Genomic DNA, 25,821 nt, shown 5'->3' with positions numbered 1-25,821 from the left:
AATGGGTCCTGCGCTCATGGTTTCAGGCCGGGATCGGGCAGACAGCAGCATGACCGGAGGGACGGCCGATGGCGGTCCTGGAGGCGCCCAGAATTGTGGAGAACCGCTCAGTACTGCTTGATGCGGTTGGTGATCTCGGAGACCTGGTTGAAGATCTGACGCTGCTCCCCCATGAGAGCGCGGATCTTGCGGTCGGCGTGCATCACCGTGGTGTGGTCCTTGCCACCAAACTCAGCACCGATCTTGGGCAGCGAGAGATCAGTGAGTTCACGACACAGATACATGGCGATCTGGCGAGCAGTGACGAGAGTCTGGGCGCGCGAGGTGCCCAGAAGGTCGTCAGTGGAAATGTCGAAGTAGCTGGCCGTCTCGGCGATGATTCGCTCGGGAGTCACCGGGGTCTCTCGTCCCTCCGGAATGAGGTCCTTGAGGACGACCTCGGCCAGGGAGGTGTCCACCGGTTGTTGGTTGAGGCTGGCGAAGGCCGTCACCCGGATGAGGGCGCCTTCGAGCTCACGGATGTTGGTCTGGATGCGGCTGGCGATGAACTCCAGCACATCCGGCTCGACCTCGATCTTCTCGGCCGCAACCTTGCGTCGCAGGATGGCGATTCGGGTCTCCAGATCCGGAGGCTGAATGTCGGTCAACAGACCCCACTCGAATCGGCTGCGCAGGCGGGGCTCGAGGGCCTCCAACAGTTTCGGTGGCCGATCGGAGGTCATGACGATCTGCTTCTGGGCGTTGTGGAGCGTGTTGAAGGTGTGGAAGAACTCCTCCTGGGTCTGGATTTTCGACTCCAGGAACTGGATGTCGTCGACCAGCAGGACGTCGACGTCGCGGTAGGAGCGACGGAACTCCCTGGTGCGGTTGGTGCCGATGGCGTTGATGAAGTCGTTGGTGAGTTCCTCGGTGGAGACGTACTTCACCTTGACGTTGTCGTAGTACGACATCACGTAGCGACCGATGGCGTGCAGCAGGTGGGTCTTGCCCAGTCCGGAGCCGCCATAGACGAGCAGCGGGTTGTACGACTTGCCGGGAGCCTCGGCGACGGCGACGGCAGCCGCGTGGGCGAATCGGTTGGAAGCGCCGATGACGAAGGAGTCGAAGGTGTACTTGGGATTGAGCCGGGTGCTCTCGTCATCATCGACACTGGGGACTGGCTGGGTGGAGGGTTCAGTCGCTCCGACGGTGACCTTGGGAACGAATTGGGCCGGTGGGACGGGAGCCTCTTCCTCCTCGTCGTCATGTTCGGGGGCACCGAGGGCCAACTCCAGATCGGGGTCGATGGTGATGGCGAGATGGATGCCCTTGTGGAACTGGTCGGAGAGGAGTTCCTCGAGCTCATGTCGCATCTTGGACTCGACGCGTTCACGGGCGAACTCGTTGGGGACGGCGATCATGACGGTCGAGCCGTGCATCGTCACCGGTGTGGTGTTGGACAACCACGCCCGGTTGGGTTTGGAGACCTTCTTGAGGATTTCGTCCCAGGCCGCGTTGAGTGCTTCGGTGGGATCACTGTCAACCGGCTGCGAACTCATCGGTGGGGGCAGCACGGCGTCCGGATGGATCGGCGCGGGACGGGGGTGGTCGGCGTCGCCGAACGGGGTGTCGGACATTCCACCACCTGTTCCCTAGAAGTCGTCGAGAGTTGTCCACACAGTTTTCCACAACCCGTGTGTCAAGGCACCGGAGGGGCACCGTACTGTCGAACGCTAGTGAGTCACGGGTCCATCCGCAACCGGTTTGAGTGGCTTGTCAAGCGGGTCAGAGGACTACATGACTGTGGTTTCATGGGTGTTGTTCGATGACTACTCGTTGCGAGGTTGTCAGTTTGCCGATGACGGGGTCGACAACGTACAGTTATCCGGTCGCTGTCTTCAGCGTCCACTTCCCCTGCGCCCATCCGGGCGCCCCGGACACATGGGATCGGCTCGTGTCGATCCCCCGGGTGATCCCCGAGACACAAGGGAGAACATCCCCGTGAAGCGCACTTTCCAGCCCAGCAATCGTCGTCGTGCCCGCAACCACGGTTTCCGTTCCCGCATGAGCACCCGTGCCGGCCGCGGCATCCTCGCCGCTCGTCGTCGCAAGGGTCGCGCCAAGCTGTCGGCCTGAGTCCCCATGCTGCCCGCCCGGTCGCGGATGCACCGTCCCGGTGACTTCCGCGCCGCGGTCCGCGGGGGCGTCAGATCAGGCCGTCCTACTCTCGTCGTCCACGCTGGACGATGTGCACAGGTTCGGCCCGATCCGACCGACATCACCGAGTTGTCCACAGCCGCTGTGGACAACTGTGGTACCGGTGGGCCATCAGCGTCCGACGGACCGATCACTTCCCGATCCGAGCTTGCGCCCCGGGTCGGTTTTGTCGTCTCCAAGGCCGTGGGTAATGCCGTCACCCGCAATCGTGTGAAGCGGCGCCTGCGGCACCTGTGTCGTCCCCTCGTCGACGAACTCGAGGACGGCACCGTCATCGTCGTGCGGGCTCTGCCGGCTGCCGCAACCGAACCGGGTCGAGTCGCGAAGGATCTCGACGGCGCATGGCACCAGGCACTGCGGAAACTTCGATGATGGCTGCAGCGGTACCGGCACGGCGACCGGATCACAGCAGTGGCGTGTGGGGCACGCTGCGGCGGTTTCGTCCCCTCACGTGGCTGGTCATTGGCTTCGTCAAGGGCTGGCGTGCCTTCATCTCGCCGTTTTACGGAGACGTCTGCAAGTACGAGCCGAGCTGTTCCGCCTACGGTCTGCGAGCCCTGAGGGTGCACGGAGTGTTCCGGGCGACGCCGATGATCATCTGGCGGATCCTACGATGCAACCCATGGTCCAACGGCGGGTACGACCCAGTGCCGGGCACCCCCGAGGCAAGACAATGGCGTGAACTCCACCCCGAGCTCGCGCGTTCCACAAAGAAACCGACCGATGACCTGACGGGTGATGACCCGAGGGATCGCGGATCGGTCCCACGAACCATCCCCGGACACACCGATCCGGGGAGTACCCACATGGGTACCCCTTCCCACACCCGAGGTGAGAACTGATGCTCAACCCGCTGGTCATACTCGGCCTGGGCGGCGCCCTCCATGCGATGGGTCACGCCATCATGGTGCCGCTGTACTGGGCGGTGTCCGGCCTGCTTGTCCTCTTCCACTACCTGTGGTCGCCGCTGTTCGGTCGCGACTCTGGCGTGTCGTGGACGTTGGCCATCATCTGTCTGACGATCTTCATCCGCCTGCTGTTGGTGCCGCTGTTCGTCAAGCAGATCAACTCTGCGCGATCGATGCAGCTCATCCAGCCGAAGATGAAGGCCATTCAGGAGAAGTACGGCGACGACCGGGAACGTGCCGGCCAGGAGATGATGAACCTCTACCGCGAGGAAGGGGTCAACCCGGCGGCGTCTTGTCTCCCTGTGTTGCTGCAGATGCCGATCTTCCTGGCTCTGTTCCGCGTGCTCGACGGTGCCTCCCGCGGTATTGCCCGCGGTCACTTCTTCACCGAGAATCCGGGGCTCATGGAATCCCTGCAGCACGCCAAGTTCTTCGGCGCTGAGCTGGCCGGTCGCTTCCTGCCGATGAACGACGGCTTCGGCGGCACCCAGGTCGTCGCCCTGGTTCTCATCATCATCATGGTGGCGACGCTGTTCTACACCCAGCTTCAGCTGATGCGGAAGAACATGCCGCCGGAGTCCCTGACCGGCCCGATGGCACAGCAGCAGAAGATGATGATTTACCTCTTCCCGCTGATGTACCTGTTCTCCGGTGTGAGCTTCCCGATCGGCGTCATGCTCTACTGGTGCACCTCGAACCTGTGGACTCTCGGTCAGCAGGAGATCCTCATTCGTAACAATCCGACGCCGAACACCCCGGCCTACATCGACTGGCGTGAGCGCATGATCGCCAAGGGCAAGGATCCCGACGAGATCGAGCGTGCCCGTCGTGAGAAGCGTCGCCGCAAGGTCGTCGCCCCCACTCCGGTGGCAACTGCTGAGGATGGCGAGATGCCGATGGTTGCCCGTCAGGGTGTCACCCGTCAGACGGTACGCAAGGACGCCAGTGGTGGTCGTCAGGTCGTCCGTCGCCAGCAGCCTGCCAAGCAGACGCGAGCCCAACGCAAGAAGTGAGGCCGGGCCCCGGACCCGTCATGAACCATTCCACTGACCAGTATGACTGGTTGATTTTGAGAGGTAACGAACAACGATGAGCGAGAGCAGCGAGCGCATCGAGGAGCTCGACGTCGATCAGGTTGAGAACCGCGGCGATATCGATGTCGAGGAGATTGAGGACGACGACGTCGACCTCGAGTCAGGGGATGACGTCGAGGACGAGGACGATGAGGAGAGTGACAACAAGGAGCCTGGTGACCCTCTGGATGAGGAGGGTGACATCGCCGCTGACTACCTCGAGGAGCTGCTCGACATCGCCGACCTGGATGGTGACATCGACACCTATGTGGAGAGCGGGCGGGCCCACGTCTCCATCGTCACGGATTCCCAGACCCTCGTCGGCAAGGACGGTAAGGTCCTGGAGGCCCTGCAGGAGCTGTCCCGCCTGGCCGTCATGACCGAGGTCGGGCATCGCTCCCGCCTCATGCTCGACATCGCCGGGTACCGGGAGTCGCGTCGCAAGGAGCTGGTGGCCCTGGCAACTGAGGCGATTCAGTCGGTCAAGGAGACCGGTGAGCCGGCTCACCTGGCTCCCATGAACCCCTTCGAGCGCAAGATCGTGCATGACGCGGTTGCGGCCGCGGGACTCGTCAGCGAGTCCGAGGGTGTCGAGCCCAAGCGTCACGTGGTCATCACGCAGGAGCAGTGACGCATACGCAGTGAGTCATGGACGTGGAGCCCGGTGGGTGTGATACTCGCCGGGCTCTTCTTTGTAGCGGGCCCGTCTTGACCACGGGGGTCCGTCCTCGCTGACGCGAAAGCGGTGCCGGAGTTGGGTCGATCAAGCCGGCAGACACGGCTGGCGCCTTTGATGAGGGGATTATTTCGACGTTATAGTCGGATGTGTGACGATTTCCGTTCGCCCTATTTCCGTCCCTACGATGCTCGAGTTTATTGCGGCCCGAGGGTCAGCCTCTTTTTTGCAGACCCCGGCTTGGGCGCGGGTGAAGTCGGAGTGGCGAGGTGAACGGATCGGGTTCTACGACGGTGACGAGCTCACCGGTGTCGGATTGATCCTCTACCGCAAGCTCCCCAAGCTGCCTCGTTACCTGGCCTATCTGCCGGAAGGACCGGTCCTCGACTGGTCCCGCGACGACATCGCCGGGCACTTTGACGCCCTGGTTGCCCACGTCAAGAAACGCCAGGCCTTCGCCGTGCGCATCGGTCCGGCCGTCGTACACCGCATCTGGGGTACCAAGACGATCAAGGACGCCATCGCCGACGACAACGTCACCTCACTGACTGAGGTGGAACCGGACGTCACGACCCCTGAGGGTGAGCGCGTCTTGTCGGTGCTCAAGCAGGGCGGATGGGTGACTGACGAGAGTGGCCACGGATTCGCCGCCGGGCAGCCGCAGTTCAACTTCCAGCTTCCGTTGCGCCACGAGGATGGCACTCAGAAGACCGAGAACGAACTCCTCAAGGGCATGAACCAGCTATGGCGTCGCAACATCAAGAAGGCCAACAAGCTTGGCGTCGAGGTCAAGCTCGGAACCCGTGAAGACTTGCCGCGATTCCACAAGGTCTACTTGGAGACCGCCGAGCGTGATGGGTTCACGGGACGTCCGCTGGAGTACTTCGAGCAAATGTGGGACGTCCTGAATGCTGAGGAAGACGGCCGGATGAAGGTCTTCCTCGCTGAGCACGAAGGCGATCTCGTCGCCTCGACGACCTTCGTCACCGTTGGTGAGCACGCCTGGTACTCCTATGGCGCATCGACCACGGCCAAGCGTGAAGTGCGTGGATCCAATGCCATTCAGTGGGCCATGATTCGCACCGCCAATGAAGCGGGATGCGCTGTGTACGACATGCGTGGCATCGTCGCCGGTGTGGGTGCTGATGATCCGGAGATCGGCCTCATCCAGTTCAAGGTCGGTAGTGGTGGCCAGGCGGTGGCCTTCCCCGGAGAGTGGGACAAGCCGATCAACCCCATCCTTTACAAGGCATTTGACCTCTACATGAAGAGACGCTGACATGCTCAAACTCACCGTTGATGCGCAACGCTGGCACAACTACCTGACGGCATTCGTTGATTCCTGCCCGGGAATCGTGCCTGTGACCAAGGGAAATGGGTACGGATTCGGACACGCATTGACGGTGCAGGAGTCCCAGCGCCTGGGTGTCGACGTCATTGCTGTTGGCGTGGCCCAAGAGGTGGCGTCGGTCCGTGAGCATGGTTGGGACAAGGACGTCGTCGTCCTCAACCCGTGGCGACCCGGTGACCAGGTGGCCACTGAGCTGTTGAGTGATCCGAAGGTCATCACGACGATCTCGCGGGTTGAAGACGTCGCCGCTGTGCGTGAGCTTGCCCCGGACGCGCCGATCCTCGTCGAGGTGGAGACTTCCATGCACCGCCACGGCGTGCGCGCAGACGAGGTCGCGGCCCTGGACCTTGACGGGTTGAACGTGCGTGGATGGACGATTCACCTTCCGTCAGGCGCGACTCTGGATGAGGGGCGCGAGATGGCCCGAACCGTCATGCGTCATCCGATGGCGTCCCGCGGTATCTGGTTCTCCCATCTCAGCTGTGACGACTACGTCACATTGTCGAAGGAACTCGACGTCCCGGTGCGGATGCGTGTCGGGACCCGGCTGTGGCTGGGTGACGTCGACGCTTACCGGGTGACGGGAACGGTTCTGGACATCCACTGGCTGCCCAAGGGAACGCCGGTTGGTTATCACCGAATAAAGACCCGTGCTGACGGATACATTGTCGTGGTGTCGGGAGGAACGGCTCATGGCGTTGCCTTGTCGGCGCCGATCTCTGCCGGGTCCTTGCGGCAATGGCTCATCCCGGGGGCTGAGGCTCTGCAGCAGATGGTGGGACGGGTGACGAGTCCCTTCACCGTCGCGGGACGACGAGCGGTCTTCGCAGAGCCTCCTCACATGCATTCCTCGCTTGTTTTTGTTGGGGGCCCCGGAGAACCTGCCCAGGTTGGCGACGAGGTGCCGGTGAACGTCCGTATGACGACGGCGACCTTCGATGAGATTCGCGTGAAGTGACGTTCGGGGCCATGTGGCCCTGGTCAGCGCCATGTGGCCTTGGTGAGCGCTGGCGCCTGTCGCCTGTGTGGCACCGCCGGGGTGTTAACGCCCGGTGTGTTGGGGTGACGAGCCGTGTGGCACCGCCGTCGGTTGAGTGCTCTGTATGCGCTGTGATGCCGAGCTGTGTGTCAGGTGCGCTGGGCAGCCGCGTGGTGACGTGGTGAGGCCGTATGTTTTGTCGCGCTTGCGTGGATTTTGAGGCGTGACGGTGCTGTGAGATGCATGGGTCTTTGACACGCATGTGGTGCCCGTCCTGGAAGCGTTTCGCCGTGCTTCTGTGACGGCGCGTCTTGCGACGGGGCCACTACCCTGCTGTCATCCCTTGGCTTGCAGGTGAGTTTGATGAGCTGTGCGTTCGTTGGTGGTGACGAGGTGAGGTCTTGGTTGCCGTTTCGTCGTTGACGCGTTGAGGCATTTGCGTGAGGGGCTGGCGTTTGGCGACGTGGTGGGTGGTCGCTGCGTGACGGGGACGACAGACGCTATAGGTATTAAGACATATATCGATAAAAAGATAAATAGGCCCGGGGTGTGTTTCACGTGGAACAGATGACCCCATGGATGGGGGTGTTTCGGGCGGGCGCGATCGGTTGCTGGGATCCGTTTAGGTGCCTGGAGCTTGGGCGTTGCGGCGCGGCGCTTCGGGGACATGCTGAGTGTCCTCAAAAGGACCCATGTGAGCGAGCGACCCCGGCGCCGATGCGGACAAAACAAGATATACGAGCTCGATCTGGTCGATCCTAAGCCTGGCCGCCGTGGGCTGGTGAGCTCGACCGATACGTCAAGGAGTGAGCATCGTGTGAGCAGGCAAATCGATCAGTCACTGGAAATGGCAGCCGGGATTGTCGTTGCGTAGAGGTCGGCGGACCGAGACGAGGGTGGAAGAGATTGTGTGGGATCCGTGCAGCTCATCCACAATCAGAGAATAAGCTGAGTCTAGATGACTCAATGATGTCGTCACCTAAACCTCGTTCTGGACGGCAGCGCCGGAAGTACGCGAGATCGAGAGGTGAACTATATCGCTGGTTTTCCACCCTGCACAAGTTGTTGAATACCGGCGGTATCTCTTTCTTTGGGGTGGGGAGGGTTGACGAGAGAACAAAAACGACGGCTTGAGCCTTATGGGCTCCGCATGCTGTGTGACTCACCGAGCGCGCTCACGTCCGGTGAATTAGTGGCTACGCGCCAGGGTTGTGAGGCGACGGATTGAGCACGATCATCGGAGTCGCCGGGTAATGGCGGCCCTGGGAGGATCTCAGCTCTCCCCCGCCGCGGTCGGTGGGGTTGACGCTTGAGCCGCAGAAGCATGTGCCCCCGGAGGATGCCAACTCTCCCCCCTGCGGGTCGGCCCCCATTGTGGTGTGGTGACGGCATACAGAGTGGCGAAGAAGAGTTACGACGGATCGACGGCTGTACTGCGGAGGTCTCGTGAAATCCATTTCGGGGTATTTGTCATCATGGTGTGGCGTGCCTGTCAGTGCTGTGATCATGGACGTGGCCAGGCCCGATGGCGGTTGACGGCGGTCACTGGTCGACCGGATCGAGGGGGCAAGCGGGGGCTTTTCAGCTGCAGCACGTCGGGAGGTGAACAAGGTCGAGGTGAGGCGATCAAGGATCGTCGCACACGTCCGGGACGATTGAGACAGGGGGTGAAGCAGTCAGCATGCCCCCACCTAAGCTCGGCATGATTCGACAGGTCGCGACGGCGCGGGAATTGGTGATTCAGGCACCCAAGAGATGGTGGATGGGAGAGCCAGCCGGATTACCGAACGTTGACATGGCAGGATGTCTGACATGACCCAGGTGACTGACGACGCGATAGCCGAGCGACTGTACGGCGGCAGCTATAAGACGATTAAACGCTATGTCGATATATTGGCTAGTTGCGGGGTCGAGTGGGGACTGATTGGTCCTCGCGAGGTCGACAGATTGTGGGAGCGTCACATCCTCAACAGTGCGGCCCTGGCAAGCCTGATTCCCCAAGGATCGCGCGTCGCTGACGTTGGTAGTGGTGCAGGTTTGCCTGGAATCCCGCTCTCGATTTTGCGGCCGGACCTCGAGATCACACTGATCGAGCCGATGTTGAGACGCTCCAACTTCTTGACCGAGGCTGTCGATGAGTTAGACCTAGCAGGCCGCGTGTCGATTGTGCGCGATCGCGCCGAAGACGCCGGAATCTCCGCTGACGTTGTCGTCTCCCGAGCAGTTGCGAAGCTGGGCACGCTTGTTGGATGGACGGCCGGGCTGTTCGGGCAAAATGGATGTCTCCTCGCCCTGAAGGGGCAGTCAGCCGAAGAGGAGGTCGTGAAAGCGAAGAAGGAGCTTTCTAAGCGTCATCTTTCTGCCGAAGTACTCCTCGTTCGTGCTGACCCATCGTCGGAGGTCACGCGCGCAGTGCGCGTCTGCCGATCTGAGAATGCATGAGGTGCCGTCCGGCCCACCACCGAGACCCTGGATCAGGTCGCTGAGGGGACACCCAGTCGCGACTGACTCGTAGAAGTCACAATTCAGAGGCGGTCGAATGTATCCGCGGCCGCTGTTCCTGGTGGTTTGGCGGCCACCGGCCGACGTGGTGATCATGGGCGGGTATTGCGAGTGTGCTTCTTGTGACGGCTCGAAAGGCGTAGAACTGGCTGCCATCTTCGTATGGAGCGATGGTTTGCCTAGGAGGACGAGGCCGTAACGGGACCTAAGTGCACGGGTCTGCTCTCCTACGGAAAACGATGCCGGAACGACGTAAGAGAGCACGACGAACTCGGCGATGAGAGGTGCTTTGGAGTCGTCCCTGGCGGTGACGATGAAGTGCGCCGCCGTGCTCGACGTCACAAGCGGCTGGAAGTTTCGCCTCACGTCGATCGGGCATGGGGGGAGGTGTTTCACGTGAAACATCGGTCTCGGTGTGGATCCTTGGTCCGACCAGGGGGACTCCATCAGTCTGGGTATCGAAGATTTAGACCGGGCGGCTGCGATGGCAGCACAGGGCAGTACCGCTGACTCCATCGGAAGCGTTCATCGGCGCATCTGGTACTGGCCTGGAGACGGCGTCGGTGCCGCTCCGAAGGGAAAGCCAGTCGCATCAGAAGGGCACCTGCACCCTTCCGACCTTTCGGCTGGTCGCATTTCACATTAGCCGCGCTCCACATCGGCGCCGCGCCTCACATCGGCACTGGTTCCGCGGCGTCTGGACTACGTGGGGTCCGCTTCCCGGTGGGTGTGTCTTGCCCTAGCCTCGTTTCATGCCAGGGCTGCCTTCCGCTGATCGCGTTGCGCACTGGCACGTCTCGCGTTTGGGTCCGTTTCACGCTGGCTACGCTTCACGCCGGGGTGGGCTACGCAAGCGCCGCGTCCCCGCTGGCCGCGCTTAACCCCGGCTCCGCTTCCCCGTTGAGTCCCCATTGAGTCTGTGTGGCCCTGGTCCGGTTCGGCACCGCGTCATCTCCCGCCACCTTTCGTGTCCCGGCTTTCACCTCCGGTCTGATTCCGGCCAGACGTGACTTCCGGCCGGACGCGAATTCCTGCCTAGTGTGGGCTTTCGCCGGACGTGTGTCCGCTGGGCTGAGGTCGGAGAAAGGTGCCCATGTCGATCACAGAATGCGATGCCAGCGATTGATCCGGCAGTCGGGTACGCACGCGTCGCGGGCTGTCAAGGCCTAGGTGATGTCCGACTGAACATGGGTATTTGGCACGGCCATGACCACCTCGGATCGATCTGATCATGGTTCGTCGTCATCAAACTATAGGCTCTCGGGATCCCACATGGTGTTCCTCGGAGGCTATTGAACCCGCACCTAGGGGCTGGCTGTGCGCACAAGTAACAGATACGTGGGGACGCGTGCTTTGATGAGAGCTTCTACGTGAACTGCACCATGATCAGATGGGTAGCCAGGTTCGGCGATCCTTCATGTCGGTGGGCCGTCCTACCAGACAAAAGCTAGCCCGAGACGAGCGCGGATCATGAGGCTATACGGCACGGGGTCCGCGCGCGTGGGTGCCAAAGGCTGAGTTCCTCGTTGTGCTCTCTGTTATCCACCACATGGAGTTGGTTATCCACAGGCGTGCACGTCCCGTCTCCGTAGTTATCCACAGAAAGGAAAATGTCTCTGGATCTGGGAGGCGTGCCCGGTAGAGTGTCCAACCGACGGTGTTTCACGTGAAACATCATTCCCGCTCGCAAGTGAAAGGATGCGTATGACCGACGAGGTCCCCATCTATGACGGAGCACCTAAGCGGGCGGCCTTTGATGGTCCCGAGGTGCCTGACGCAGCGGATCCAGCCGCCGACCGCGTTGATGACGCTACGGCCTCTGCCATGCCATTGACTCTCCCCCGTCCCGCTAAACCCACCACGATCGTTGTCGCCAACCAAAAGGGCGGGGTGGGGAAGACTACGACAGCAATCAACTTTGCGGTGGCATTGGCTATGAGCGGGCTCAAGGTGCTTCTCATCGACACCGACCCCCAGGGCAACGCCTCGACGGCTCTTGGGATCGATCACGAGGCAGGGACGCCCGGCACCTACGAAGTCCTCATTGACGAGGAGGACATCGCACTCGTCGCCAAGGAGAGCCCGGAGGCACCCGGTCTCGAAGTTGTACCGGCGACGATTGATCTGTCCGGAGCAGAACTACAACTAGTTGATGTCAAGGGGCGAGAGCGTCGTCTACGGAAGGCCCTTCGCAAATATCTCAAGACCCACGCCGTTGACTACGTCATTCTCGATTGCCCCCCGTCTCTGGGCCTCTTGACCCTCAATGCACTTGTCGCGGCGGATGAAGTCTTGCTGCCGATCCAATGTGAGTATTACGCCCTGGAGGGCGTGACGCAGCTCATGCGCACCATTGACGCTGTGCGACACGCAATGAACAAGGATTTGAGCCTTGCCTCGATCCTCATGACGATGTTTGACGGCAGGACCAGGTTGTCCACGCAGGTGGATGAGGAGGTTCGCACTCACTTTGCACGGGAAACTATGACGACACGGATCCCAAGGTCCGTTCGTGTGTCCGAAGCACCGAGTTACAGCCGTAGCGTCTTGACGTACGATCCGAAGTCAGCCGGTGCTGTGGCATATCGTGAGGCGGCTGCAGAGTTCGCCAAGCGGCATGCTCCGGCCCCGAACGCGGCTGCCTCCGGAAGAGAAACGCCAGTTGATACCTCCGAGAGCAAGGAGTCATGACGATGGCAGCAAAGCACAGCGGGTTGGGACGCGGATTTGGGGAGTTCTTCCAGAGGACCGATCTCGACGAGGAGGATGACGAGATCCTGGAGGAGGATTCTGCTGGCTCCCTCTCGGACGATGAGGTTGAAGGGTCACGGTTCGCGCTCATCGGTGTCGACAAGGTGCGACCCAATAGCCATCAGCCACGACAGATCTTTGATGACGATGAGCTGACCGAGCTGTCTGACTCCATCAAAGCTGTTGGGGTCCTGCAGCCTGTGGTCGTCACTCCCGTGGACGACGGATATGAGCTCGTCATGGGCGAGCGACGGTGGCGTGCGACCCGGAAAGCTGGGCTGACGACGATTCCCGCCATCGTACGTACCACGGCCAGCGAGGACATGCTGCGAGATGCTCTCCTTGAGAACCTCCACCGCGTCCAGCTCAATCCGCTGGAGGAAGCCGCTGCATACGAGCAGATGCTCAATGACTTCGGCTGCACTCAGGACGAATTGTCGGAGCGGGTTCAGCGGTCTCGATCGCAGATCGCGAATACGATCCGCCTGATGAAGCTGAGTGCTGGTGTTCAGAAGCGACTGCTCGAGGGTGATATTACCGCTGGACACGCTCGTCCTCTTCTCTCGCTCGAAGATGCTGACCTCCAGGGCAACATTGCCGATCGCATCGTGGATGAAGGTCTCTCGGTGCGTGCAACGGAGGAACTCGTCCGGCAGACGCTCGACGACACGACCGAGGTCAAGCCGCATCAGCGCAAGAAGCCTCGACGGGATGCCGAAGCGGCGAAGTGGGGGGATGAGTTGTCCCAGCGGTTCCGTACCGCGGTGAAGGTGAAGCGTCGTAACGGTCGAGGGACGATCACCCTGGAGTTCAGTGACAATGAGGAGTTAGAGCGACTTATCGACATATTGTCAAAGTGATAAGTGATGAAAGAATGCCCCTGGTTGACGCTGTAGCGCCAGTCAGGGGCATTGCCATAGGTCAGCAGCCATCGTGCGACCGACTCTCGCACAGTGGGCGGGACGGCATTCCGTATTAAAGACGTCCGCAGGGACGAGGTCGACGAGAAGTCCGTGGTCTGACGCAAACGGGGAACCAAGTCTGCCGTCGGAGTCGGGCTCACGCGGTCTCGTCCTGAGTTACGGGCTCATTCGGCGGGCGGTTGGTGGCCAGCCCAATAGGCGTTCGCGGAGTCAATACGGCGCTCGACGTCCTTGCGCGCAAAGTATTCGGCAACAAAGGACAGGAACGGCACGGTTCCTGCCAAGGCAATGATCAGCAGCCTCGTGAGCGGCCATCCTGCCTTGCGGCCCAACACGTACGCGGTGATGAGGAGGACGGGATAGAGCCACCCATGAGAGATGCCGACGACGTTGACCATGGTCGGCTTCCCGGCGGCGTACTTCAGTGGCATTGCTACACACACCAGGACGACCAAGAGGGTGCCCACGACGTACGCCATGACTCGATAGGCAATCAAGGCCTTGCGTACCCCAGGAATCTCGTCGGGTTCAATCCACGGCTCCTGTTCGGCCTCAGCCGCATCCACAGGCGAACTTGGGTTCGACCCATGGTGATGGGCACTGGTATGCGCTCCATCTCCCGCTGTTGGCGCGCTTGCCGAGGGGACAGCGTAGAACTCATCGCTGGTCACGTCGTCGGTATGTTGCACGTGAAACAGAGTACTGACGCCGGCCAACCGCCGCGGGACCTGATGAGGATCAGTCCTTATGTTTCCCCGCGGCTCTGGCAAAAGCGATGGACATGGCGATGGTGAAGATAGCGAACACCCACCACTGAAGGGCATAGCCGCGATTACGTTCACCGCCGTCTCCCTTGGGAAGGACCGGTTCAGCAGGGGCCAAACCTTGGGCACGTGCACCGTCCTCGTCAAGGGTCAGTGTCGCCGGCACCAACGGCTGCGGCCATGTTTGGGTCAACACCTCAAGACGCAGCGAGGGCAGCACAGCTGCTGGCATCTGGGGGTTGCGGTGCTCATCGTCGGATTCTGAGGCCGCCAGGACACCCGTCAGCGTCACGGTGCCCTTGGGGGCCGGGGGAGTGTTTTGGCCCTCGGAGACCATTCCCCGGACGACAGCGATCGTCTCGCCCGACCTGAGACGTACTCCTTGGACGGCCCTGACTGGCCATGACGTCCCCACCATCGTAGCGGTTGAAGGTTCGAAGGTGCCGGTAATCCTCACCCGGCGCCCGTACTGGGCCATGACGTCAGCTCGCTTGGGAGTTTTGTCCCACGTGATGACAGGCTGATCTATACGGGCTTGGGTGGAATTGTTCTGCTGGGATTCGAAGACATTCATCTGCCACAGGCCGAGGATGACCATAACCCCGGCCAGCACTGTGCCAATCAGCATGATCAGCGCCTGCTTGACGCGAACGGCAGAGCTGGTTCCTGACGTCTTGTCGCCCTCAGTCATGGTTACGGGCGACGTCAGCGACAAGGTGCGAGCACACTTGGCCGAGATCCAGGCCAGCGGCTTCCATCGCGACGGGCACGAGGGACGTGGCCGTCATGCCGGGAGCAGCACCAGCCTCCAAGAACACCGGACGTCCAGACCCGTCGACGATGGCGTCCACACGGGAGATGCCAGAGAAATCCAACTCCCGCTGGACGATCTGGGCCATCTGAGTTGCGGCTTCGGCAGTCTCATCACTAATGTCGGCGGGAGCCGTCAGACGGGTCTCGCCCCCGGTGTACATCGCCGAGTAGTCATAAACCCCACCGACGGGGCGGATCTCAACGGCAGGGAGCACTCGCGTTCCCTCAGAGCTTGTGATCATGCCAATCGCAAGTTCGGTTCCGGTGACGAACTCCTCGACGACCGCCATGTCGTCATAGGCGTAGGCATTGGCAATGGCCTGGGGGAGGTCAACGGCGTCTTCGACCTTCATCACCCCCAAGCTCGAGCCGCCGCGAGCTGGCTTCACAATGACTGGAAGTCCGAACCGTTCCGTGATGGACCGGATCACGGTTTGAGCTCCGAGTTCTCGGAAGACGTCGTGGGGGAGAGCCGCCTGCTGAGGGATGGCGACACCCGCGGCAGCGACGGTTCGTGACGCAATGGACTTGTCGAAGGAAATGCGGCAGGTCGCCGGCCCCGATCCCACATAGGGGATGTCCATGAGCTGGAGGACTTCAAGAAGAGCCCCGTTTTCTCCTAGACCACCATGCAGCATGGGGAAGACGACGGCTCCGTCGTTGGCGCGCAGGGTCTCGATGAGGGAGGAGTCAATATCGGCCTCCACGACCTCATGTCCGACTCGTCGCAACGCCTGGGCAACGGTGCGACCCGACTTCAAAGAGATGTCGCGCTGATGGCTGAGCCCTCCGGCGAGGACGACGACTGGTTGCAACATGGCCCCATTCAACCAGCGTCGTGACAGTGACGGGGACACCGACTCTCCCAAGACAGCCAGACAGGACCCACAGGCTCAATCAGAAGCAGCCATCTCTCATCGATTCACAGATAAATCGACAAATCGCCGAATTCATACTCAGCGACCAGTTGAATCCCGCAGTCTCACGAATCACGCCCGGCCATCCCGACATGGCGCCGGGCTCACGTCGCAGGGTCCTCACAGACCGCGTCGCCGCCGAGGAATTCAGGCGAGATCCGGTCCAGGCCCCAGATCGCGAACATGGCGTCGCCCGTCGCCCAGCTGGAAGGTCTCTGCGATGTCGAGTTCGTCGCGCATCACTCCGGCCAGCCTCTCGACGCCGACCTTGATCCGCTCAGGCGTCGGATAACAGAACGACAGCCGAATATTGCGCTGTCCTCGTCCGTCACTGTAGAAGGCTGTTCCAGGGGTGTAAGCAACGAGCTTGGTGACCGCCCGAGGAAGCATGGCGGCCGAATCGACCGCTCCCGGCATCGTCAACCAGACGAAGAATCCGCCGGACGGACGGGTCCACGTCGTCCCCTCGGGCATGTGTTCGGCCAACGAGGCCAGCATGGTGTCGCGACGAACGCGGTACATGTCGATGAAGCTGCGGACCTGCCCGCGCCAGTCCCAATGAGTCAGGTAACTGGAGATGGCGAACTGGGAGAAGACCGGCGGGCACAAGGTCGCGGATTCCTGCGCGAGGACCAGCTTGCTGCGGACGAAGGACGGGGCGAGCATCCAGCCGACGCGAAACCCCGGAGCGAAGGTCTTGGAAAACGAGCCCAGATATATGACGTTCTCGGGATCCATCGACTTCAAGGTCGGCAAGGGATCCCCGTCGAGATTGAGCAGACCGTACGGGTTGTCCTCGACAACGAGCAGGTCGAGCTCATCCGTCACGGCCAGGATCTCGCGTCGCCTTTGGGTCGACTGGGAGATTCCCGACGGGTTCGAGTGGTTGGGAATGGTGTAGAGGAACTTGACCGACTTGCCGTCGCGACGCGCAGCCGTCACCTTCTCGCGCAGCGACTCCGGCACCAAGCCCTCGTCGTCCATGTCGACGTGGATGACCTCAGCTTGGTACGAGGTGAAGGTGTTGAGAGCCCCGACGTAGGACGGTGACTCCGCCATGATGACGTCGCCTGGGTTGCAGAAGATTCGGGTGACGAGGTCGAGCCCCTGCTGGGAGCCGCAGGTGACCGTGACATTGTCGGGGTCGGCGATGAGACCCTCGGCGGCCATGACCTCGCAGATGTGCTCACGGATCTCTGGCTCGCCCTGGCCGGATCCGTACTGCATGACGACGGCGCCGCGGGTGTCGATGAGTTCCTTCAACGACTCGCCGACGACGTCGAGGGGAAGGTCGGCAATGTTCGGCATGCCACCGGCCAGCGAGACGACCTCGGGACGGTTCGCCACCGAGAAGAGGGCTCGAACCGGGGATGTCTTCAGGCCAAGGGTCCGGACGGAGTAACGATCATGGAACTTGTCGAAGGTGGTGTCGACGCGACGGTTCGTGGTGGCCTCAGCGGCCTTCGGAGCAGCGGCGGCGTCGATGCGCACGTCATCGGTCGAAGGGACAGGCTGCCTGGTGCTGTGGTCTGTGCTGCTCACCCTCCCACTGTGCCCCACCTATGCGTCGGAAACCTAGAATGACACTCATACGAGTGTGGTCTATTTCACGCACAGACCTCGCAGGAAGCCCTGTCAGTAGTGTTCATCGCTGCGGGCCGCACTCGGGCACATCTGAGGAGGCATCATGCGAGTCAGGCACCTGACAACTCTGACGAGGAAAGATGCCGCACCCCTTGGCGTTTCCGGAAAACTCCGATCCTGGGGAATCGACGCCGGTTCACCGCTCCCGGAATGGGCCGACGCTGCATGCCAGGCCTGGGGGTTCTTCGGGGTCGCAAGTCGTCATGGTGACGAGTTCGACGGGATCATCCTGGTTGCGCCCGAGTCCTGCCTTCCTGACGAGCACCCGATGTCGAAAATCCCCCGCACACCCGGGGGCGCAGTCCTGGTGGGCTTCCTGCCCCATCGAAGCGACGTTTCTTGGGGGCGAGTGCGCACTTCGTTCTTGGCTGCACGCCTACACAGTTCGGTTCCGGTGATTGAGGCCGGCGGCGTCGTCGGACCATGCGTTGATCGACGGCTTGCGCCGGTGACCTGGTTGGAGTCGTGGGGATTCCAGGAGGTCGATTCCATGTGCGCGGGTCCCGTGCGGCGGATGAGGCTGGATCTTCGCAGATCGATCAAGAGCGACGAGAGCTGGGTGGAACGCTGGTTCGGGTGGTTGCGGGGCGACGGCCTCGCCCCGGCCGACGTTGGACGGTTGCGATGGCCGACGGGCTCAGCGCGCCATGATCACGAATCGACGGCGAGCGCCACTCAGACCAGGACGCAGTCCCCGCAGCAGGCGATCCGCGAACCGCTCACCTGATAGTAGAGACAACAGCTGCGTCGATGGAACCCTGGACCGGCGGTGATCCCAGGGCGAGGGTCAACCATGATCAACATCTCGGTTGCAGCGTCGATGGCGGCCTGGCGTAGATCGGGACGGCAGCGGGAAATCATGATGACCGAGGTGCTCACGGCGGAGGCCACGTTGTCGAGAGCGACGATTTTGCTCAGCCCGGCGGCGATGAAGGCATCGGTGATTCTCTCCACGGCCGAGTCGGTGATTTTCGCTGGTCCAGGTTTCCAGGCCACTGACACTGGAACGGGTGCCTGAAGCACGTCCCGGAACCAGAGATCCTCCAGGCGAGGAAAATCGACATCGTGGCCCAGGGTCCGCGCCGCGACCACAGGTACGACGAGCCTGGCGACAATTCCCAACTGGGTGGCGGACACGGCGACGCGACGGGCAACCGTACCTGGGGCAGCCGCGACATCGTGTCCGTGACCGGCCTTTCCCTCGTGGCGTTGGGCCAAAAGGGCCTCGTGGGTGTGGTTGATGCGACGATCCATGACCTCTGGAGTCATCAAGTGGGTAGCGGGGAGCCAGGAATTAGCGGGAGTCTCGTTGGGCTGATGGTTTTCGACACTGACCCACTCGTCGAAACCCGCCGCCGTCAGATCGATGAAGTCCACGCCCCCATCGTGCTTCGTAACAGTAGCCAGAGGGGCTGGTTTGGGTTTTTTGGGCAGCGGCGCGTCAAGACAGGGCTGGTCCCGAGACATGGCCGGTTCTTGGCGGCAGGCGGGCTCGTTGTGACTTCCTCGAGCCAGGGTTCCGTCAGTCGTGTGCACGTCTCAGGTGCGAAAAACCCCGCCTCGCACCTGGTTGAAGCATTTGGGTGCTCCGACCCTTCGCGAGGCGGGAGTTTTTGTCACAGGGTAGGGGAGCAGCCAACTGGCGTCAGTGACGCAGACCCAGCGAGGAGGCTTCCGCCGACAACCACGGGGGCAAAACAGAGACGTCGCTGCACAAAACCCGCTGCAGGCAGAGATCGGCCCCGGGTGGTGTCACCCGGGGCCGTCTATCTCAGCGGAAGTTAACCTGTCGGCCGAGGGTTCCCACCAGCTGCTGGCGGTACTCCTCGGTCACGGCCCGATCATGGAACCGGCGGACGTGATCCAGGCGAGCCTGGACGTCAATCTCCTCGCAGGCGGCGGCGTTGCGCGGGTCAGCCATGAACTCCTCGAGTTGCGCAATACCCATCTCGGAGCGTCGCGCATCCTCGGCCTGCTTGGCGTCGAGGCGTTCGGCGTACCAGTCGGAGGCCAGCACGGACTCGCGAGTGAACATCTCACGCAGCTCAGGATCGTCAAGGGTCCAACCCTCTTCGCAGGTGCCGGTCGCCATGATCTCGAGCAGGGCCCGAATCGGCGGCACGGCAAGCGAGATCGTCCCATCAGCGAAGTAAGCCTTCGCCACCCGGGCGTGAGTCATCGAGATCGTCCGCACCGAATCGGCGAAGATCTCGGCGTCCTGTAGCTCCGGACGCAGCATCTCCGGGGTGAAGACCGTGTCGGGATGCAGGAAGATTCGACCGAAGTAGGCGCGCATGAACTTCTCGGTCATGCGGTAGCCCAGACGGGACGCGAGGATGAGCTCGCCGTCCTTCTCGAAGTCCTCCATCTTTTCCAGGTATCCGCCCTCGATGAGGGTCTTGGCATCCCTCTCCTCCGGCGACATCCGGCAGAAGATCTCCGGTACGAGCAGGGAGATGTCGTGGGCCACCTCGACGTTGGGGCCGATGAACCCCGCGGAGGACAGCCAACCGTCGTAACCGGACAGCACGAAGGACAGGAAGGAGGAGTTGAGGTCGAAGACTGCCGGGAGGGCGTTGAACGGGGCCTTCGTCAGTGCACCCTCCGAACCGGCGCCCGTCGTCGAGGGGCTCTTGCCGGTCATGGAAGAGATGAACTCCATGAACAACTCCGGCAGCTCCATGTAGTGCAGCGGGTTGTAGGCGCACAGGGCAGGGATCTTGTCCTCGGGCGGGTTGTTGCGCCGACCGGCAGCGACGACGTCGACCGGGAGAGGCAGCGGTTCGTTGACCCGCCGGCCGTGGTACAGGTGGCTGGCCAGGTTCGCGATCGCCGTTTCGCGCGGCTTCGCGATGTCGGGGCGAACCTGCAGGTAGCGCGGGTTACGCGAGCGCACCCCGTCAATGAGACGCGGATCGGCACTGGAGACAACGTACTTCGGTTCCTCGGAAGGATCGGAGTCGGCGAAATTCGACAGGGCCTCGCGCATCGGCTTGGTGAACTTCGAGAAGGCCACCACGTCGTCTCGCATTGCTCTGACGTCATCGCGGGTCAGAGGCTGATAGTTCGAGATGAACAGGTCGCGCTCGCTCATGTCGCGCTCGGTCTGGGTATCGTAGCCGCGGTGAATAGCGTCGTCAGGACGCTGGAAGAGGAGCGCCTCGCAGTTGGCGACGACCTTGCGCGACAGGCCCTCTGGACCGGTGACCATGCCAGGAGAGGTGACGATGGAAGCCGTCATGTCGTCCTCGGTCTGGACCTTGATGGCCGGGGCGTAGTCGTGGCGCAGGGTGAACAGACGCCAGGAACCGTCGGGCTGGAAACCGACGCGAGCCATGCTCACCAGGATCTTCTGACCGTCGAGGCGCACCATGTTGCCGTGGCGGCCGTTCGTCGGCGCAACCGTGAAGTGGGAGCGCCAGTCGTCACCCCATTCGGGCTTGTAATAGCGCTTGATGGTGAAGATGAGTTCCTTGCGGAACGACGGGATGGAGTTGATCCAGTCGTTGTACCAGTCGGTGAAATCTGACGACGGGGTGAGCAGCTTGATGACCGACCCGACGGAACGCTCCGCCGACAGGATCGGACGGTGGTCCTTTCCGTTGAGCTCGGGGTCAGCGAATCGGGACGAGAAATCCCGGTGCAGGATGTCCTCGACGGCGTCCATGTCGGCCTCGAAGTCCGGGGCGTAGGCGTTGCCCTGCAGGAAGGTGTCCGAGATTGCCTTGGAGATCTCCGACTTGCCGCCGCCGGACACTGTGCAGCACTTGTGCAAGGTCGTCGATTCGCCGTACGTACCCTCGAGGTACCACTGGTTGTCGGCCTCGTTGTGGATCATCTTCATGCGGTAGCCGTCGGGCGAGACGTACTCGGTGTCGGCGCGCATCGGGATCGACTGTGCGCCGTCATCCCAGGAGACGGTGCCGTCGCGCAGGCTGAACTTGGTTCCGCCGGGTACCAGCAGGACGTTGTCGATGCCGAGGACCTTCGCGTGACCCTTGTCGAGCATCTCGAAATCGTCTGGGTCTTCGGCAACGACGTCGGCAACCGTCCGCTCGCAGGTCGGGGTGGCGTACTCCTGGCCCTGGTTGTGGGAACGGTAGGCGCGGGCACCACCGGAGTGCTCCTCCTCGGCCAGTCCGAAGAGGTTCGCGGAGTAGGAGATCTGGGTCTTGACCTCCTTCTTGCAGTAGCCGAAGTAGTTGTCGGCGACAATGGTGAGGATGACTCCGGACTCGTCACGGGCGCACAGCTTGAACGGCTTGCCCTCGTTGTAGAGCTCCGACTCGTCGGACCAGCACATGCCGTCGCGACGCTGGCGGTCGGTGGCCTGGTCGATGTGAGGCAGACCGAGGTCGACCTTGCGGACGAGATTGAGGTGCGGGGCCAGGATGACGCAGCCGCTGTGGCCGGTCCATCCCGAGGGCTCCAGAGCGGAGTCGTTGGCGGGCAGCAGCGGGTCCCCGGCATTGCCGAAAATACCTTCGACGAAGTCGAGGTTGGAGACCAGACCGCCGGGAGCGAAGAAGCGGGTCTCCATGCGACGTTCGGAGACGAAGCCCGGGATCCACGGCACCACGAGGGGACGCAGCAGCAGGGACACCCAGGTGTGGGCCTGACGCTCAACCGGCTGGGTGGACGTGTAAGGAAGCAGGGTGTGCTCCGGCGGGGCCTGGAAGGCGAGGTCAAGGAGACGGGCGAAGACGTCGATCGGGACGGCCTTCTTGTCGTCGGGGATAGCCAGACCGCCCTCCGCGACATGGAAGACGCCGGCGGTGGTGCGACGATCGTTGCGCGGGTTGTGGAGCACGCCGTTGGCGACCCGGTAACTCGCGACCAGGTCGGAGGTGAACTCGTCACCGTCGACGGGGAGGGAAAGGGCTCGGGCCAGGCCGGGCTCATCGAGAGTCAGGGTGGTTTCGGGCAGGTGGGGATGGACGGGGGAGTCCTCGCCGAGGTAACGGTCGATGAATGCTTGGATGCGTCGGTCAGCCGGGCAGAGGAGCTCAGGGATCTCCCGTCTGAGTTCCCGTTGACGAGCAAGTACCGGGGCGACGACGTCGATGTCGGAGGCGCGCGCGGCTGTCGGCAGTGGCAGGCCGTTGAGCGCCAATCTGAGGTTCACGGAGTCGGTGTGAGCTTGGGTGGCCATGAATCCATTGTCCCCTGAAATTGTGAAGTTTCCATGAGCGTGGTCAGACGGGCATCCAAGAGGGGTGGAGTTGGGCGTCAGGGCACTCGGCCTGCGTAGGTGTGGATGGTTCTCGACGTTCGGTGGGTCGAGACGTGGGCTCCCTCCACGTCAGTTGCACTTGTGTGGGTGTGGGCGAGATGCTGCCGAAGGCCCACGCAGCGTGGTCCTTGCACCGCAACTTGTCGTCAGGGAGTCCACCATGCGCGTTTAATTTTAGTCCCTCACCATGGGGAGGCCGCCGATCACTGCTCCGTACCGCGCCACCTCCTGCGAAGGTGGAAGGCGGCCATCTTGGGCTGGCGATCCCGGGTGAAGATGCCCTTCCGGTTGCCACCGACGCGCATGATGCCGCTGGTGGTCGCGAAGTCCGCGAAGTTCCAGATTTGCTCGCCGATAACGGCGTCGAAGGAGTCGAAGACCCGCTCGTTCATCTTGAGGACCTCGACCTGGTACTCCTCGCTCCACGGTTGAGCGGGGGTCTGGTGCAGGCCAGGCATGGTGTCGGCGCCGTACTCGGTAATGATGATCGGCTTGTTCTCGCTAGCCCAGCCCTCCATCTCCTCGCGCCAGTGACGCTCGGCCGCGGCGAGGTCACCGGTGTCGACGTACCAGCCGTAGTAGCGGTTGAGGAGAAGGACGTCGGAGTACTGCGAAACCCGGCACGCCCCACACGGGGCGAGCATGACGTTGACAAAGCTCACCGGACGAGTGGGATCGGCGTCACGGGCGACGTCGAAGAGGGGGCGGAAGTAGTTTTCTGCCGCCTCGGTCTCGGACTCGGGCTCGTTGGCGATGGACCAGATGATGACGCTGGGGTGGTTCTTGTCCCGGGCGATGAGGTCGCGGATGACCTGGGTGTGAACCTTCTGGGTCTCGCCGTTGATGGTCTCCTCGGAGAAGGTGGTGTAGCCCTGGGCACCAAAAATGCCGCCTCCCAAGCCCATGTTCATGCCCACTGCGGGAGTCTCGTCGATGACGAGCAATCCGTGACGATCAGCGTAGTCAAGGACGTGTTCGGAGTAAGGGTAGTGGGAGGTGCGCAGGGAGTTTGCGCCAATCTATTCAAGGCATGCGGCGTCGCGCAGCATGAGGGCGTCGTTGTGGGCTTTTCCGATGGTCTGGTGATCCTCGTGCATGCCGAATCCGGTCAGGTGGACCGGTTCTCCGTTGACGAGGAGGCGATTTCCGTCGACGCGGACCGTGCGCACACCAATAGCCTGACGGTAGGAATCGACGACACGCTCCCCGTTGAGCAGGGAGATTTCGGCCTCGTAGAGGTAGCCCTGACCCGGCTGCCAGAGGTGGACCGAGGGGATGCTGGTTGTCGCGGAGGCGCCGATCCCATTGGCAACCTCATTGCCCTCGGCGTCGAAAATCGTCACCTGGGTCGTCAGGGAGTCAGAATTCCGCGAGAGGACCGTCCAGCTGACGATTCCGTCATCCCCGTTGAGATCGGTGGTGATGGTGACGTCCTCGACATGTGAGGTCGGACGGCTGCACAGCCAGACATCGCGGTGAATGCCGGCGTAGTTGAAGAAGTCGTGCCAGTACTTCTGCTTCGGGCCCTCGGGCGAGTCGACGACGATGCCCGGCGGAATGGTCTGGAAGGACAGTCGGTTGTCGACGCGCACCGTCAGTTGACATTTTTCGCCGGCGCGGACGTGGTCGGTGATGTCGGCCTCGAAAGGAAGGTAGCCCCCGACATGGTTGGCCACCTCGACATCGTCGACCCAGACGGTGGCGGTGTGAGTGGCGGACTCGAAGTGGATGACGACGCGATCCTCGGCCCAGCCGCGCGGGATGCGGACTTCACGCTGATACCAGACCGGGCCGACGTGATCACGGACTGCGGGGTCGGTGGAGAGGTCCTGGTAGGAGGCCGGAACTGCCATCTCGGCGCACTCCGGCAGCAGCTGGGTGAACCATCCCTCAGCCTGGTCGCGGTCCTCGGCGTCGAAGGCGAAGTGCCAGATTCCCGACAGACACTTTGTTTCTCGGGTAGGGGTGTCCTGTGGTCGAAGCATCATGGCCTCCCAGTGTTTTCTACTGTGGGATGCTGATTTGAGGCTGAGGGGGTGAGCTCGGAGATGACCTTGATCGTGCGGTCGTCGCTGGGTCGCAGGGCGAAGTCCATGGCTCCCCATGGTGGCTGGTAGTCGCCTTCGACGTGGGTGTGGACGGTGACGGTGGTGGCGTCGTGGTCGGCGGTCCAGGTCAACCAGTATCCGTGCCCATCGCGGTAACCATCGGTGTGGCCGTCGTCGTCGAAGAAAAACCCCTCCGAATGGCCCTCGCCATCAGGAAGGTAGAGAACGATCCGGTGCGGGGAGTTTTCGACAGTCTGCGTCGTGATGATCTCGTCGGTGGGCTCGGGAAGGGTGCACTGTGGGATCCCCGCTCCAGCGCGAACGAGTAAGGGAAGACGGTCGAGCGGGGCATCAAGGGTGACCGTGCCGGGGTCGTGGTGGATGCCGGTGTCGAATTCGAACCAGCCGCCTGGGACGTCGGGAAGGGTGACGGTACGGGTGGCCTGACCTTCCTCCACCACGGAAGCGACCAGGAGATCACGTCCGAGGAGGAAGTCGTCGGACTCCTCGAGGAGGGAATCATCGAGGCTGAACACCGGATTGACGATGGGTTCGCGTCTCTCTGCCGCCAGGTAGGACAAGGTGTAGAGGAACGGAATGAGCCGGTAACGCAGCCGGATCATGTTTCGGACGATGTCGGTGATCCCCGGATACATCCACGGTTCGTTGACCGATCCGTCGTCATGCCAGGAGTGGATGGTGAATCGCGGGTGCATGACGCCGTTGGCCACCCAGCGGGCGAAGAGCTCGGGGCTGGGGCGAGCGGTGCCGGCGAAACCGCCGACATCGTGGCCGAAATTCACCAGGCCGGACATGCTCATCCCCACGCCCATCCGGGTGTTGTACCTCAGGGTGCGCCAGGAGGTGGAATTGTCACCACTCCAGGTCTGGACGTAGCGCTGCAGCCCGAGCGGTCCGGACCGGGAGATGAGGAAGGGGCGCTCGCTGGGAGCGGCCTCGCGCTGGGCCTCGTAGGAGGCGCGATTCATGAGCAGGGCCTGCACCGGACGGATCCGGTCGAGTTCCACCGGGTGACCAAAACC

Annotated in this window: 19 protein-coding genes and 1 pseudogene; 11 read left to right on the top strand and 9 right to left on the bottom strand. The window is 62.3% G+C overall.

The window, feature by feature from the left end; all coding sequences use genetic code 11:
- Window positions 1–107 precede the first annotated feature (107 nt).
- Window positions 108–1,616, bottom strand: coding sequence for a chromosomal replication initiator protein DnaA (gene dnaA, locus HMPREF9153_RS05060; protein ID WP_004810063.1), 1,509 nt, complete (start codon window positions 1,614–1,616; stop codon window positions 108–110).
- A gap of 364 nt (window positions 1,617–1,980) precedes the next feature.
- On the opposite strand from dnaA, the gene rpmH reads away from it, so the two are divergent.
- From rpmH to HMPREF9153_RS05005, 10 genes are all read left to right on the top strand, one after another.
- Window positions 1,981–2,115, top strand: coding sequence for a 50S ribosomal protein L34 (gene rpmH / locus HMPREF9153_RS05055; protein ID WP_004810058.1), 135 nt, complete (start codon window positions 1,981–1,983; stop codon window positions 2,113–2,115).
- A gap of 6 nt (window positions 2,116–2,121) precedes the next feature.
- A complete protein-coding gene (rnpA, locus tag HMPREF9153_RS05050) occupies window positions 2,122–2,568 on the top strand; it encodes a ribonuclease P protein component (RefSeq protein WP_023032155.1) in 447 nt (148 codons plus the stop codon).
- Window positions 2,565–3,038: a membrane protein insertion efficiency factor YidD gene (yidD, locus tag HMPREF9153_RS11855; protein WP_080564861.1), complete on the top strand. Its 474-nt coding sequence runs from the start codon at window positions 2,565–2,567 to the stop codon at window positions 3,036–3,038. Before rnpA ends, yidD begins: the two co-directional genes overlap by 4 nt.
- Window positions 3,038–4,117, top strand: a complete 1,080-nt coding sequence (yidC, locus tag HMPREF9153_RS05035) for a membrane protein insertase YidC (protein ID WP_004810054.1) — start codon at window positions 3,038–3,040, stop codon at window positions 4,115–4,117. Before yidD ends, yidC begins: the two co-directional genes overlap by 1 nt.
- 76 nt (window positions 4,118–4,193) lie before the next feature.
- A complete protein-coding gene (locus HMPREF9153_RS05030) occupies window positions 4,194–4,808 on the top strand; it encodes a Jag family protein (protein ID WP_004810051.1) in 615 nt (204 codons plus the stop codon).
- 196 nt (window positions 4,809–5,004) lie between these two features.
- Window positions 5,005–6,132 carry a lipid II:glycine glycyltransferase FemX gene (locus HMPREF9153_RS05025; RefSeq protein WP_306425478.1) on the top strand — a complete coding sequence of 376 codons (1,128 nt, stop codon included), beginning with the start codon at window positions 5,005–5,007 and terminating at the stop codon, window positions 6,130–6,132.
- Window position 6,133: 1 nt separating this feature from the next.
- A complete protein-coding gene (locus HMPREF9153_RS05020; protein ID WP_004810047.1) occupies window positions 6,134–7,162 on the top strand; it encodes an alanine racemase in 1,029 nt (342 codons plus the stop codon).
- A 1,824-nt stretch (window positions 7,163–8,986) separates the two neighbouring features.
- Complete coding sequence (rsmG, locus tag HMPREF9153_RS05015) at window positions 8,987–9,625, top strand: 16S rRNA (guanine(527)-N(7))-methyltransferase RsmG (protein ID WP_004810043.1); 639 nt, start codon at window positions 8,987–8,989, stop codon at window positions 9,623–9,625.
- A gap of 1,758 nt (window positions 9,626–11,383) precedes the next feature.
- Window positions 11,384–12,376, top strand: a complete 993-nt coding sequence (locus tag HMPREF9153_RS05010; RefSeq protein ID WP_004810039.1) for a ParA family protein — start codon at window positions 11,384–11,386, stop codon at window positions 12,374–12,376.
- A complete protein-coding gene (locus tag HMPREF9153_RS05005; protein WP_004810037.1) occupies window positions 12,373–13,296 on the top strand; it encodes a ParB/RepB/Spo0J family partition protein in 924 nt (307 codons plus the stop codon). The genes HMPREF9153_RS05010 and HMPREF9153_RS05005 overlap by 4 nt, the downstream gene beginning before the upstream one ends.
- A 227-nt stretch (window positions 13,297–13,523) precedes the next feature.
- On the opposite strand, the gene HMPREF9153_RS05000 is transcribed toward HMPREF9153_RS05005, so the two are convergent.
- The 4 genes from HMPREF9153_RS05000 to HMPREF9153_RS04985 all read right to left on the bottom strand — a co-directional run bounded on the left by HMPREF9153_RS05000 (window position 13,524) and on the right by HMPREF9153_RS04985 (window position 17,344).
- Window positions 13,524–14,075 (bottom strand): DUF3817 domain-containing protein, encoded by a 552-nt coding sequence (locus tag HMPREF9153_RS05000; protein ID WP_171023436.1) that lies wholly within the window; start codon window positions 14,073–14,075, stop codon window positions 13,524–13,526.
- Between the two features lie 22 nt (window positions 14,076–14,097).
- The gene (locus tag HMPREF9153_RS04995) at window positions 14,098–14,814 is read right to left on the bottom strand and encodes an SURF1 family protein (protein ID WP_004810033.1); all 717 of its coding nucleotides are present in this window, start codon (window positions 14,812–14,814) and stop codon (window positions 14,098–14,100) included.
- On the bottom strand, window positions 14,807–15,754 hold the full coding sequence (locus HMPREF9153_RS04990; RefSeq protein ID WP_050796891.1) for a D-alanine--D-alanine ligase family protein: 948 nt from the start codon (window positions 15,752–15,754) through the stop codon (window positions 14,807–14,809). The genes HMPREF9153_RS04995 and HMPREF9153_RS04990 overlap by 8 nt, the downstream gene beginning before the upstream one ends.
- A 246-nt stretch (window positions 15,755–16,000) precedes the next feature.
- On the bottom strand, window positions 16,001–17,344 hold the full coding sequence (locus tag HMPREF9153_RS04985) for an aminotransferase-like domain-containing protein (protein ID WP_171023444.1): 1,344 nt from the start codon (window positions 17,342–17,344) through the stop codon (window positions 16,001–16,003).
- Between the two features lie 196 nt (window positions 17,345–17,540).
- Here HMPREF9153_RS04985 and HMPREF9153_RS11850 point away from each other — a divergent pair, with 196 nt between their 5' ends.
- Window positions 17,541–18,224, top strand: coding sequence for a hypothetical protein (locus HMPREF9153_RS11850; protein WP_004810028.1), 684 nt, complete (start codon window positions 17,541–17,543; stop codon window positions 18,222–18,224).
- On the opposite strand, the gene HMPREF9153_RS04980 is transcribed toward HMPREF9153_RS11850, so the two are convergent.
- From HMPREF9153_RS04980 to HMPREF9153_RS04965, 4 genes and pseudogenes are all read right to left on the bottom strand, one after another.
- Window positions 18,173–18,874 carry a (2Fe-2S)-binding protein gene (locus HMPREF9153_RS04980; protein ID WP_036901549.1) on the bottom strand — a complete coding sequence of 234 codons (702 nt, stop codon included), beginning with the start codon at window positions 18,872–18,874 and terminating at the stop codon, window positions 18,173–18,175. The genes HMPREF9153_RS11850 and HMPREF9153_RS04980 overlap by 52 nt on opposite strands.
- A gap of 394 nt (window positions 18,875–19,268) precedes the next feature.
- Window positions 19,269–22,649 carry a PPi-type phosphoenolpyruvate carboxykinase family protein gene (locus tag HMPREF9153_RS04975; RefSeq protein WP_004810023.1) on the bottom strand — a complete coding sequence of 1,127 codons (3,381 nt, stop codon included), beginning with the start codon at window positions 22,647–22,649 and terminating at the stop codon, window positions 19,269–19,271.
- A gap of 284 nt (window positions 22,650–22,933) precedes the next feature.
- A pseudogene (gene uidA, locus HMPREF9153_RS04970) lies at window positions 22,934–24,718 on the bottom strand (beta-glucuronidase).
- The coding region (locus tag HMPREF9153_RS04965) for a TIM-barrel domain-containing protein (RefSeq protein WP_004810017.1) at window positions 24,715–25,821 on the bottom strand (1,107 nt) is incomplete at its 5' end. The pseudogene uidA and the gene HMPREF9153_RS04965, both read right to left, overlap by 4 nt.

The organism is Cutibacterium avidum ATCC 25577 (assembly GCF_000227295.1).
Taxonomy (GTDB): Bacteria; Actinomycetota; Actinomycetes; order Propionibacteriales; family Propionibacteriaceae; genus Cutibacterium; species Cutibacterium avidum.
The sequence above is the reverse complement of the archived record's forward strand: the minus strand, read 5'-3'. Positions and strand labels throughout refer to the sequence as shown.